This is a genomic window from Bartonella sp. JB63 (assembly GCF_002022665.1).
Classification (GTDB): domain Bacteria; phylum Pseudomonadota; class Alphaproteobacteria; order Rhizobiales; family Rhizobiaceae; genus Bartonella.
This window is the reverse complement of sequence record NZ_CP019788.1, coordinates 985,965-997,884: the sequence shown is the minus strand read 5'-3', so window position 1 is coordinate 997,884 and position 11,920 is coordinate 985,965. Positions and strand designations below refer to the sequence as shown.

11 protein-coding genes are annotated in these 11,920 nt (G+C 33.6%); 8 read left to right on the top strand and 3 right to left on the bottom strand.

The window, feature by feature from the left end; translation table 11 throughout:
- Positions 1-71: 71 nt before the first annotated feature.
- Both BJB63x_RS04405 and BJB63x_RS04400 read right to left on the bottom strand, forming a co-directional pair.
- Complete coding sequence (locus BJB63x_RS04405) at positions 72-1,754, bottom strand: tetratricopeptide repeat protein (protein ID WP_078719165.1); 1,683 nt, start codon at positions 1,752-1,754, stop codon at positions 72-74.
- Positions 1,755-1,850: 96 nt separating this feature from the next.
- The gene (locus BJB63x_RS04400) at positions 1,851-2,867 is read right to left on the bottom strand and encodes a polyprenyl synthetase family protein (protein WP_078719164.1); all 1,017 of its coding nucleotides are present in this window, start codon (positions 2,865-2,867) and stop codon (positions 1,851-1,853) included.
- A 212-nt stretch (positions 2,868-3,079) separates the two neighbouring features.
- On the opposite strand from BJB63x_RS04400, the gene BJB63x_RS04395 reads away from it, so the two are divergent.
- The 8 genes from BJB63x_RS04395 to serS all read left to right on the top strand — a co-directional run bounded on the left by BJB63x_RS04395 (position 3,080) and on the right by serS (position 10,443).
- On the top strand, positions 3,080-3,868 hold the full coding sequence (locus BJB63x_RS04395; protein ID WP_078719163.1) for a tRNA1(Val) (adenine(37)-N6)-methyltransferase: 789 nt from the start codon (positions 3,080-3,082) through the stop codon (positions 3,866-3,868).
- A 99-nt stretch (positions 3,869-3,967) separates the two neighbouring features.
- Positions 3,968-4,816, top strand: coding sequence for a S49 family peptidase (locus tag BJB63x_RS04390; RefSeq protein ID WP_078719162.1), 849 nt, complete (start codon positions 3,968-3,970; stop codon positions 4,814-4,816).
- 252 nt (positions 4,817-5,068) lie between these two features.
- On the top strand, positions 5,069-5,974 hold the full coding sequence (locus BJB63x_RS04380; protein ID WP_078719160.1) for a 4-(cytidine 5'-diphospho)-2-C-methyl-D-erythritol kinase: 906 nt from the start codon (positions 5,069-5,071) through the stop codon (positions 5,972-5,974).
- A 307-nt stretch (positions 5,975-6,281) separates the two neighbouring features.
- Entirely contained in the window at positions 6,282-7,313 is a 1,032-nt protein-coding gene (gene nagZ, locus BJB63x_RS04375; protein WP_078719159.1) for a beta-N-acetylhexosaminidase, read from the top strand.
- A gap of 208 nt (positions 7,314-7,521) precedes the next feature.
- On the top strand, positions 7,522-7,821 hold the full coding sequence (gene tatA, locus BJB63x_RS04370; protein WP_078719158.1) for a twin-arginine translocase TatA/TatE family subunit: 300 nt from the start codon (positions 7,522-7,524) through the stop codon (positions 7,819-7,821).
- A gap of 73 nt (positions 7,822-7,894) precedes the next feature.
- On the top strand, positions 7,895-8,263 hold the full coding sequence (gene tatB, locus BJB63x_RS04365; protein ID WP_153300773.1) for a Sec-independent protein translocase protein TatB: 369 nt from the start codon (positions 7,895-7,897) through the stop codon (positions 8,261-8,263).
- A gap of 64 nt (positions 8,264-8,327) precedes the next feature.
- Positions 8,328-9,107, top strand: a complete 780-nt coding sequence (gene tatC, locus BJB63x_RS04360) for a twin-arginine translocase subunit TatC (protein ID WP_078719156.1) — start codon at positions 8,328-8,330, stop codon at positions 9,105-9,107.
- A 58-nt stretch (positions 9,108-9,165) separates the two neighbouring features.
- Positions 9,166-10,443: a serine--tRNA ligase gene (serS, locus tag BJB63x_RS04355; RefSeq protein ID WP_078719155.1), complete on the top strand. Its 1,278-nt coding sequence runs from the start codon at positions 9,166-9,168 to the stop codon at positions 10,441-10,443.
- Positions 10,444-10,788: 345 nt separating this feature from the next.
- Here the strand turns inward: serS and BJB63x_RS04350 are convergent, their stop codons facing one another.
- A complete protein-coding gene (locus tag BJB63x_RS04350) occupies positions 10,789-11,838 on the bottom strand; it encodes a BID domain-containing T4SS effector (RefSeq protein WP_078719154.1) in 1,050 nt (349 codons plus the stop codon).
- Positions 11,839-11,920 lie beyond the last annotated feature (82 nt).

Sequence of the window (11,920 nt, the reverse complement as noted above, 5' to 3'; positions counted from 1 at the left end):
AAGACTAAAGGAATTTCAGCTTTTATTACTGTCTATTGCTTCATATTGTTATGGTCAAGTATCATCATTTTTTACAGACCAAACTTTATTTTTTCTTTAATTCTTTCCGGATTTTCTGGTTCTCCATCAATTGCATGGTTCCACTGAAATATCGCTTCACGTTTGCACCCAACTTGCCAATAAGCATCACCCAAATGATCATTAATTATTGGATCACTAGGTTGTAACCTAACAGCAGTTTCTAATGTTCTAACAGCTTGGGAATATTGTTTAAGTTTGTAATAAGCCCATCCTAAAGAATCAAGAATATAACTGTTTTGTGATTGTAAAGTAATAGCTTTTTTTAGCATATTTAATGATTCTTCAAGTTTTTGATTACGATCAATAAGGGAATAAGCTAAATAATTAAGTACTTGCGGTTGATCCGGAAAAAACGTAAGCGCTTTGCGAAAATCAGTTTCAGCTTTTGACCATTGTTTTAGATAATTAAATGCGATGCCACGTTGATAAAAAAGTTTCCAATTATCTCGTTGAAAGTCTTTTATTTTTGCAATAGCTTGATCCAGGATTTTGATCGCTTCAGGAAAGTTATTTTCCTGCATATAGATAGCAGCTAGGGCAATGATAATATGGCGGTCATTAGGAAATTTTTTCTCTAATAATATTAATAATTTGATGGCTTCATCGCGGTTTCCATTCTTAGTAAGAGTCAATGCAAGTTGGAATTGTCCATCCCTATAATAAGGGGAGTTAGGTGGTAAAGCACGATAAATTTTAATTGCTTGATCATAATCATCGAATTTTGCAGAAATTTTTGCTAATTGAAACAGCGTTGCTTCATTTTTAGGATAAAGAACTAAAGAGAATTGTTGAAAAATACGTGCAATCCGTTCTGAGCCTTTTTTATTAAAAATTGTTCCGAAATTATATAATACTTCGCCAATTCCTTGTTGAGGTGTTGTAATAAGATTTTCTATATTGGCTCCTTTTTCAACTTTTTGACGGATATTTTTTAGTGTTTCATAGCCTAATAATATCTTTTCTCCATACTTGAGAGTTTTTATAGCATCGTTACGCATGTGCTGACGTAATTGGAATGAGGCATAGGCTATAATAACGCGTTCATAGGTATCTGTGGCTGTAATGGCACCTTGTTGGTTTTTTAATGCTTGAATGAAGTATTTTTTTGCATCTTGTGGGCGTTTTGCTAAATCACTCATGAGTGCAAGATGATAATGTATAAAAAAGTTATACCAAGTTGGTCCTAAACGTTTTTCAAGGTCAGTGATTGCTTGAAATTGATTACCAGATTCAAATTTAGTCCAAGCATTGGTTAGCTCAAATATTAGATTATTATCAGAGATGGATGTTTTAGCTTGTAGAAGTAGTTGAGCTTCTTTGTAATTTTTTTTGATAAGATTTTCTATTGATAATGTTAAGGAAATGAGAGGCGTAATAATGTTTTTTTCTTTCAATTTTTTTGCTTGTCGAACAGCTTCTGTGAATGCTCCTACACTTAGCATTGCTTGAAAAATTTCTTTTTGTGTTTCAAGATTATTAGGTTTATAAGTAAGTGCTTGTTGAAAATAATGGATAGCAAGATTCATTTTATTTTCGTAATTCGCAATTCGTCCTGCTAGATAAGCACCTGTAAATGAATTTGTATCAATTTTTTCAGCTGCACTGTAAGTGGGCAGTAGCATTAGTATGATTCCTATGAGAGTAAAAAAATGGGATACTGTTGCACTGCGCATAAAGTTAATCCTTCTTAAAAGATAATTAATTATTTCTATAATTTATAAACTATGTCTGATTGTTTTACTGGAAAATACTGTGATTCTTAAAAAGAATCAGTTTACACGTTCGATACAAAAGTCGATAATATCAATTAATGCATTTTTAGCAGGATTTTCTTTTATTGAAGAAAGAGCATCAATTGCAAGTTTTCCATAAATTCGAGCTTGCTCTATTGTATCGGTTAGACCATCGTATTTTTCTATTAATTGTTTTGCATATTTTAGGGCTTCATCATTGTTATGGTTATTTTCAAGAGCTTGTTTCCAAAATGTTTTTTCTGTGTCATTACCGCGTGTATATGAAAGAATAACAGGCATCGTAATTTTGCCTTCTCGGAAGTCATCACCAATATTTTTTCCTAGATATTGAGCACTGCTACTGTAATCAAGAACATCGTCAATCAATTGAAAAGCTAATCCTAATGATAGACCATATTGATGTAATGCAGAACGTTCTTCATGTCCGTAACCAGCAATAATTGGTCCGACTTCAGCAGCTGCTGAGAAAAGAGCAGCTGTTTTTGCATTTATAATTTTGAGATAGTCTGAGACGTTGGTTTCTATATTTTTTGCGGCGGAGAGCTGCATAACTTCTCCTTCAGCAATGATTGCAGCAGCATTTGCTAAGACAGAGAGTGCTTCCAGAGAACCAACATCTACCATCATTTTAAAGGCTTGTCCTAATAAAAAATCACCAACAAGAACACTGGCTTGATTGCCCCAAATCATTCGTGCAGTAGATTTTCCCCTTCGTAGCTCGCTTTCATCGACTACATCATCGTGTAATAGGGTTGCTGTATGCATAAACTCAACTGCTGTTGCGAGTTTTATATGTTTATCACCTTGGTATCCAAACATATGAGCAGCGGCTAGGGTAATCATTGGGCGTATTCGTTTACCACCGGATGAAATAAGATGATTAGAAATTTCAGGAATCATTTCAACGTTCGATTTGGCCATAGAAATGATCAATTGATTTATATGCTCCATATCTTCTTTAGTAAGATTTAAAAGAGAATGGAGAGAATTCTGCTCTTTTTTTTCATGATTTAGTTTTGTTATGGTGCCCAATTTGTTCACTCCTAAAATATTTCGAATAGATATTTTTTTAGCATAAAGAGGGATGAGTTTTGACTCAAGCTTTGGTGCTGATTTGAAATGAAAGTTTTAATAATATTGAAAAAATATTTTTTTTACACTAACCATATAAATTAAAATAGGGTAGTTTAAATAGAGATCTCAACAATATAGATAACATAATCAGAACAATATTAAGCTTTTAGATGTGTAGGATAAACAATCATAGTGATGAAACAATAGATGCTTTTCATCATGGTAAGTTTTATTTAGTGCAACCACGTTTACAGGGTCATCGTTCTGGTATGGATGCTATGTTACTTGCTAGTTTGGTACCTAGTGTTTTTAAAGGGAAGGTTATTGATTTAGGGGCAGGTGCTGGTGCTGCAGGACTGGCAGTTGCTTCACGTTGTATTGAAGCTCATATTACATTAGTTGAACGGTCTTCTTTTATGATATCTTATGCTCAAAAAACACTCACACTAAAACAAAATGAGAAATTAGCTAGCAGAGTTTGTTTATTAAATGCAGATATTACTTTAAAAGGTAAGGAACGTTTAAAGGCAGGTCTAATGAATAATGCTTTTGATTTTGCAATTATGAATCCGCCTTTTAATAGTTCAGCAGATCGTAAAACACCTGATGAGGAAAAATTAGAAGCACATGTTATGCCTGAATTAATGTTTGAAAATTGGTTCCGATGTGCATCAGCAATTGTTAAACCAGGTGGATATTTAGGATTAATTGCACGTCCACAATCATTGACTGATATATTGTATGCTTTGGAAGGACGTTTTGGTAATGTACATATAATTCCTATTCATTCACACGCTGACACAGCTGCGATTCGTATTTTGTTTTATGCAAAACGGGGGAGTAGAGCAAGTTTATCTATATTGCCAGCATTGATTGTGCATAAGAGTGGTAGTCATGTTTTTTCACCAAGAGTTGATGCGATTAATAATGGATATATCAGTTTGTGGGACAGTTTTTAATACTTGCGTTTTTAAATTTATTTCTTAAATTCAAATGAAGAGTTTTATTTGATAAGAATTGTTTGTCTTTTGGATTTCTTATAGGGAGCTTTTGTTTTGATGGGTTGTATAAAGAATTTAATTTCACGTTGTTTTCATTCTAATACGGTTCAAATCCCTGTAGTACGGCTTCAGGGAGCGATTATATCATCAAATTCATTGATGTCACATACACTGTCATTGGCGAGGTGTGCAAGCCTTTTAGATAAGGCTTTTTCTTATAAAAAATCACCAGTAGTTGCTTTAATTATTAACTCTCCTGGTGGTTCGCCTGTTCAATCGCGTCTTATTTTTCAGAGAATTCGTGATTTGGCAAATGAAAAAAACAAACAGGTTTTCACATTTGTTGAGGATGTAGCAGCATCGGGTGGTTATATGATTGCTTGTGCTGGGGATGAAATTTTTGCTGATCCTTCCTCTATTGTTGGTTCCATTGGTGTTGTCTCAGCTTCCTTTGGTTTTCCTGAACTTTTGAAGAAAATTGGTGTGGAGCGTCGTGTCTATACAGCAGGAAAAAACAAGGTTACATTAGATCCATTTCAACCAGAAAAGAAAACAGATGTTGACCATTTAAAATCTTTGCAACTTGAAATTCATCAGACTTTTATTGATTTGGTTAAGGAAAGGCGCACGTCAAAGTTGTCAGATGATTCAAATATTTTTACAGGAATGTTTTGGAACGGACAAAAAGGTGTTGAGCTTGGCTTAATTGATGAATTAGGTAATGTCCGTTCTGTTATTAAAAAAAGGTTTGGTAATAATGCAAAGTTACGTTTGATTTCTCCTCCGAAAAGTCTTTTATCATCTAAAGTCCCTTTAGGTATTTCTGCTGATGTTGCTTATAAGGCAGTTGATGGCGTTATGATGGCGGTAGAAGAGCGGGCACTTTGGCAACGGTATGGTTTGTGATGAAAATAGTGCTTCAATAAATGCTTAAAAAGTTTTTAATTGTTATCAGAAATGCCAATAGGAGAAAAAATTAACAATGGTACGTTTTATTTTATTTAGTTTGATGTGTACTATAGCTCTTTATAGCTATTGTTTATTGAAGTGCTGTTTACAATCAGTATATCGGTATATCTTTCGTTCAAAAGTTAAATCATATACAAGTATAAAAGCAACATTAGTGAAAGATCCTTGTACAGGTGAATATTACGTTCAATGATATCAAATGCACATGTTTCGCTTAAAAAATGTTTTTATGTATTTACGCCTATTAAATTGAATTTAGCTTTGCACGTTGTAGGGCGGCGTGCTGATGGCTATCATTTGTTAGAAAGCTTGGTTTATTTCAGTCTTAGCGGTGATTGTTTAGGTTATATGCCTTTTGAAAATGATCGCTTTGTTGTAACAGGCCCTTTTGCGAATAGAATTGTTTCTGACACAGAAAATTTGGTTATCCGCGCCCGTGATTTTATGCACGAGAAATTTCCTAAAAATGCTAAACCTAGCTTTTTTCGGCTTGTTAAAACATTGCCTATTGCTTCAGGTATTGGAGGTGGATCGGGTGATGCTGCAAGCGTATTGCATATGTTACATCGGCAATGGAAACTTGATTGTTCTTGTGAAAAATTAGCAGAAATGAGCTTGGTTCTTGGAGCTGATGTTCCGATGTGTTTATTTGCGTTGGAATATCAACGGCCACTTTTTGTTAAAGGAATTGGTGATGATATAACACCCGTAAAGGAAGCTTGTTCTTTTGCAATGGTATTGGTTAATCATGGTCAGCACATTGCTACAGAGACTATTTTTAAAGCTTTAGAAGAGTGTAATCATTCTCATTTGAAAATCGATTTATCTGCTTTCAAGACGGTTTTTTCATTGGTTGAATCTTTACAAGAAACGCGTAATGATCTTTTTATTCCTGCATTAAAAATTGCTCCTCAGTTGACCGAAGTCCTATATGCATTGGATAAAAGTGGAGCTCTTTTTTCTCGTATGTCTGGTTCAGGTGCAACGTGTTTTGGAATTTTTAAAGATCAGCAAGCAGCACAAAAAGCAGCTTGTTTTATTAAATCAATATATCCAGATTGGTTTGTGAAACCTATCATGACTTTAGGTACATGATGATGTTAATAAGAAAATAATTTTGATTTTTTGCGTTTTTGATTAAATTTACAATATAAAAATTTATTAGATTTTTCTTTAAATCGGTAAATGTTTAGCATCATTTTTATTTTATAATATTTTTAATTTGCAATTTTCTAAATGATAGTTTTTATGGGAAAGCAATCCTTGTTATTAAAAGAAGCGATTTTTTGTACATAATATTAAAGATATGACTTTTAAATTGATATTGGGTATAAGGTTATTTTAACTACACTGGGAATTTTTTATAAAAATATTGGGTAGTCAGTATTGGGGAGGTATGATTATGTCAGGAATAAAAGCTATAATTTCTGGTGTTTCTGGTCTTTTTCTGGAAGATTATGAGAAAGAATTTATTATTGAGCATAAGCCTTGGGCTTTTATTTTGTTTGCGCGGAATATAGGTGCAGTGGATGATCTAAAAGCACTTACTACTTCTTTACGTGAATTAAGTAAACGTGATGATGTTTTTATTTTTATTGATCAAGAAGGTGGGAGAGTGCAACGTTTGCGTCCACCTTTGGTACCCAATTATCCGGCTGCTAAAGCCTTAGGAGAAATTTATAAAAAAGATCAAAATAAAGGAATTCGTGCTGCGTGGATTATGTCACGGCTTCATGCTTTTGATTTGATGAGATATGGTATTAACGCGAATTGCATTCCCGTTTTAGATGTACCCGTGGCAGGAGCTCATGATGTGATTGGAACGCGCGCTTATTCTCAAGATCCAAAAGCTGTTGCTGCATTGGGACGTTCTGCTGCTAGAGGGCTTTTAGATGGTGGTGTTTTACCGGTAATGAAACATATACCTGGGCATGGGCGAGCATTTTCTGATACACATTTAGAGCTAGCACGTGTAGATGCATCACTTGATATTTTGGAGCAGAGTGATTTTGTTCCATTTAAAAATTTATCTGATTTACCGGCTGCAATGACTGCCCATATCGTTTATGAAGCGATTGATGATAAATTACCAGCAACGCTATCTAAAAGGGTTATTGAAAATGTTATTCGTAAAAAAATAGGTTTTGATGGGCTTTTAATGTCGGATGATTTATCAATGAAAGCCCTTTCAGGGAGTAAACTTTCAAAAAATCTTTCAGATCTAACAAGTAAAATTTTTTCGGCAGGTTGTGATATTGTTCTTCATTGTCATGGTAAACAACAAGAGATGCATCTTGTTGCTAATGCTGCTCCATTTTTGGAAGGAAAAGCATTGGAGCGTGTATGTGATATTTGCTTTAAAGTTACAAAACCTGATCATTCCGATGAAGATGCTTTAAGAGAAGAATTTTCAAATCTTGTAGCTCTTGTTTAAATGGAAGAAGAGAAGTTTTAATATTAGAGTCCATGATAATATGATATGCAGAATTGAAAATGTTATTTTAAAATAGCAGTTTTGTTGCCTTTAATTTGTGAAGAAAATATAATATTAAGCAGAATATAAGGACATAGTTATGTTTTGAATAATATTTATAGAATGAGTGTAGGCGAATTAAATTAGTCTTAGAGGTATAGATGAAGTAATGGGTAATATTTTTTCACCAACGCATTTAATTGTAATTTTGCTGATCATCCTTGTGCTTTTCGGGCGTGGTAAGGTCTCTGAATTAATGGGTGATGTTGCTAAAGGTATTAAAGCTTTTAAAAATAACATGAAGGAAGAAGAGGAAAATATTGAAAATGAGTTTGAAGTGGTTGATTATTCTAAAACAATAGATGTTGAGTCTCGGCATTCTCCACCATTATCAGCAAAGCGTGCGGTAGGTTCAAAAAACGGCACTTCTTCAACTAAGACGAAGAAGGATTCTGTTTCGAAAGAGTGATGTACGAAGTAACTAAAGATGAGATCATAATTTTAGCCATAGTCTTTGTAAATGGAGAAGTTGAGTATAAGCGATGTTGGGAATTGATGGATCCGAATTTCTAGTTATCTTACTTATTTTCGTCATCGTGGTTGGACCAAAAGATTTGCCTAAAATGCTAAAAGTTATAGCAAAAGCTTTTACATATGTGCGTTCAACAGCTAATGAATTTCGTCATCATTTTGATGATGCAATGAAACAAGCTGAGTTAGATGACTTAAAAAAGATATTGTCAGATACCGGTGATTTTAATTTTAGAAAAGATTTAGAAGCCGCTTATGATTCAATATATGATGAAAAAAAGGGTGTTTCGGATAATTCTGATTTTAATACAACACCCCATAAAAAGGAAAAGATATACAGATTTTTGAATTTGATACAAGTGAAATTAATGAAGATTTGACAGTATCTACTTCTAATAGTCATGAAATTATTTATACATCTTCTAAAAATAAGGGAAATACATCGTGAGTTCTGAAAAAGATGAAGTTGATGTCAAAGGCACACTTCTAGAGCATTTGATTGAGCTTCGTCAGAGGATTATTGCAGCTCTGATTGTGTTTTTTATAGCTTTTATTTTGTGCTTTCTTGTCAAAGATTATATTTTGAATTTTTTGATATGGCCTTATCAGTGGGCGATCGAGATATCAGATGATTATCCTGGAAATATTCGTCTTCAATCAACACAAGTATGGGAAACTTTCTTAACGAAGATAAAACTTGCTGGATTTGGTGCAGTTATTTTATCATTTCCTTATATAGCTTTTCAGCTGTATAGTTTTATAGCACCAGGACTTTATAAAAATGAGCGTAGAGCTTTTTTGCCATTTCTTATTAGTGCACCAATTTTATTTATTATTGGAGGAGCATTTGTTTATGGTCTCTTAGCTCCACTAATGCTGTGGTTTAGTCTTTCTCAACAAGTTTTACCGGATTTTCATTTAAGGATAGAGTTTATAGCTCGTATCTCAGACTATTTAAATTTTATGATATCTTTTATCTTGATTTTTGGTTTGATTTTTCAATTGCCTCTTATCACAAGTCTTTTAACGAGAGTTGGACTATTAACTGGTCATATGTTAGCATCCAAACGAAAGTGGGCCATTCTAATTTCTTTTATAGTTGCTGCTATGGTAACACCATCAGATTTTTTTACTATGTTCGCAGTGGCTTTACCAACTGTCGTTCTTTATGAGGTATCAATTTTGATTGCGTGCTGGATGGAAAAAAACAAAAAATCCTTATAGTGAAATTATATTTTTTACGGTACAAAGTGAGTAGAAATGATGCAAAAGAGGGTTTTTAATGCTTGATATTAAATGGATCCGTGATCATCCTGAGGAATTAGATGCGGCACTTGCAAAGAGAGGTATTGAGCCACAAGCTAAAAATTTGTTGGAGTTTGATCTTGAGCGTCGCTTCCATGTTTCTAAAGTACAACAAGCGCAAGAGTTGCGCAATGCATCTTCAGAAAAGATAAGACAAGCCTTGGCTGTTGGTGACCAAAAAACCGCTGATTATATTAAAGCTCAGGTTGAAGAAATAAAAGTTTTTCTTTCTTCTGCTGTTTTAGAAGAAAAGAGGCTAACAGATAGATTAGAAGAAGCTCTTTCAGTAATACCAAATATTCCATTAGATGATGTTCCAGAAGGAAAAGATGAAAGCGATAACGTTGTTGTGCGCCATTTTGGTACTCCACCGACATTTGATTTTTTCCCAAAGGAGCATTCCGATCTTGGTCAAAATCTTAAGCAGATGGATTTTGAACGAGCTAGTCGATTATCAGGTTCACGCTTTACTGTTCTTTCAGGTTCATTAGCGCGTTTGGAAAGAGCCTTAGGCCAGTTTATGCTTGATCTGCATGTTGATGAACATGGTTATCAAGAGATTTCAGTTCCTCTTCTTGTCCGTGATGAAATTGTTTATGGAGCAGCCCAATTACCAAAATTTTCTGAAGATCTTTTTCGAACGACAGATGGTCGTTGGCTTATTTCTACAGCCGAGGTACCTTTAGTCAATTTAGTCAACGGTGAAATTCTTGATGTAACAGAATTACCTTTGCGTTTTACGTCTCTTACTCCTTGTTTTCGTTCAGAAGCGGGTGCTGCAGGGCGTGATACACGTGGTATGTTACGTCAACATCAATTTAGGAAAGTAGAACTTGTATCGATTACCACAAAGGAGCAATCTTTAGATGAACTAGAACGTATGACAGAATGCGCAGAAAATGTTTTGAAGCGTCTTGGTTTACCTTTTCGTACTGTTGTCCTTTCTACTGGAGATATGGGATTTGCAGCGCGTAAGACTTATGATATTGAAGTATGGCTTCCTGGACAAGAATGTTATCGTGAAATTTCAAGTTGTTCAGTTTGTGGTGATTTTCAAGGTCGTCGCATGAATGCTCGGTATCGTCTAGAAGGTGAAAAAGCATTGCGCTTTGCTCATAGTCTAAATGGCTCTGGTACAGCTATTGGTCGTTGTCTTGTAGCTATTCTTGAAAATTACCAACAAGCTAATGGTTCAATTATTATTCCGGATGTTTTACGACCTTATATGCAAGGGATGAATTATATTACAGCTTAATTGAGTAAAAAGAGATCTGACATATATTTATTTTTGATAAATGATCGCTAATAAATTGTATAAATCGTTTATCGTTTTTTATTGTGCATCAGCGTTTTGAATAGGGTTGTCTTCTTTTCAAAAGAAATCATTGATTCAGAATAGAGAACCGCTTTGTCGTGCGCGATTTATGCGTGCTATTCACTTTCGATAAAATACAGATTTTTATTTTTTAAACTGTTTTTAATGATAGAAAATTTTTTACCAAATTGAAAAATACAAAAACATTCTTTTAAAATCCTTCCTTGAGAATTTTTTCTAAAATATCCCCTCTTTTATAAAGATTGAAAGAAAGATCTCACGTTGTTAACCGGTTATAGCTATCCCTTTTTGGTTAGAAGGCTTTTTTGATTTAATTCCATTATGCAAGTTTTTGGCTTTTGTAACAAGCTTTATAAGTTTTTTTGACTGCTGTTCTGATATATCCATACTTTTAGCAAGCATTTTATGATCACCATTCTTAATCATTGTACGCTCTCTTTTTGAAAGACGATCATTAATTTGATTTAAAAAAGTCGTAAGCTCTTTTTTTAAATAAGTACTATTAATCTTGTGTAAAGCAGTGGCTTGTATACTAGGTGGTAGATTAAGAATATCTTCTACGTCTTTATTAAGCATATATACTGGTCTACTAAAGCGTTTTTGTTTTTCTCTATGATGTTCAAGAACTAGGTCCTTAGAATATTTTATAGTGGTTGCATATTCTCTAATAGCCATACTGAGGTTCAAAGTATGTTTTTCAGCTGTTCTACGTTTTGGACTTTTTATTCCAAATTTTTTAAAACCTGCAAGTTTAGCAAAAGACTTAGGGGAGGTTCTCATTGTATTAGAAAGTAATTTTCCAAACTCTGGATCGCTAATAATCTGTTCCATCTGGTGGTTTAATTGTTCCGAATTTCCGAATACAATTCCTGCAAGACACTTAATTTCTTTTTTTTGTTCTCGAACAGAAGGATTACAGAGAACCTTTTTGATAATTTCCTCTTCAGTTAAAGAAGGTAATCTTTTTCCGTTTAAAAAATATTTAGAATCTTCTTTAACTTGATTCATATAATTACTGTTACGTGTGTTAAAATTTGCATAAACCATATTACTAGATTTAGGAGGGGCTATATTGACATTTTCATAGAAATCTGGCTCGGAATTATAGCCATCCGAATCGGAACTAAAACTGGTATTTTCATAAATGCTTACATTATCAACCTCTTTAGTGTGTGTAATTTCTTCAGTGTGTGTAATTTCTTCATAGAGATCAGAACTTTCATAGTAAATTGGTTCTTCTACTTTATCGATGGCGATATTCTTGTTTAGGTTTCGATTAAGTACTTTCGAGACAATTTGTTTTGCTTTTAACATTTTAAATTTTCCTAATCTATATTTAAAATTCTTGAATAAAGTTTATAAATATACTTTTAATTTTTAATATATTTAACTTAAT

Excerpts from the sequence above, each read along its gene's own strand:
- nagZ (WP_078719159.1), top strand. The coding sequence starts at position 6,282 with ATGTCAGGAATAAAAGCTATAATTTCTGGTGTTTCTGGTCTTTTTCTG.
- serS (WP_078719155.1), top strand. The coding sequence starts at position 9,166 with ATGCTTGATATTAAATGGATCCGTGATCATCCTGAGGAATTAGATGCG.
- BJB63x_RS04390 (WP_078719162.1), top strand. The coding sequence starts at position 3,968 with ATGGGTTGTATAAAGAATTTAATTTCACGTTGTTTTCATTCTAATACG.
- BJB63x_RS04350 (WP_078719154.1), bottom strand. The coding sequence starts at position 11,838 with ATGTTAAAAGCAAAACAAATTGTCTCGAAAGTACTTAATCGAAACCTA.
- BJB63x_RS04395 (WP_078719163.1), top strand. The coding sequence starts at position 3,080 with ATGTGTAGGATAAACAATCATAGTGATGAAACAATAGATGCTTTTCAT.
- BJB63x_RS04405 (WP_078719165.1), bottom strand. The coding sequence starts at position 1,754 with ATGCGCAGTGCAACAGTATCCCATTTTTTTACTCTCATAGGAATCATA.
- tatB (WP_153300773.1), top strand. The coding sequence starts at position 7,895 with ATGTTGGGAATTGATGGATCCGAATTTCTAGTTATCTTACTTATTTTC.
- BJB63x_RS04380 (WP_078719160.1), top strand. The coding sequence starts at position 5,069 with ATGATATCAAATGCACATGTTTCGCTTAAAAAATGTTTTTATGTATTT.
- tatA (WP_078719158.1), top strand. The coding sequence starts at position 7,522 with ATGGGTAATATTTTTTCACCAACGCATTTAATTGTAATTTTGCTGATC.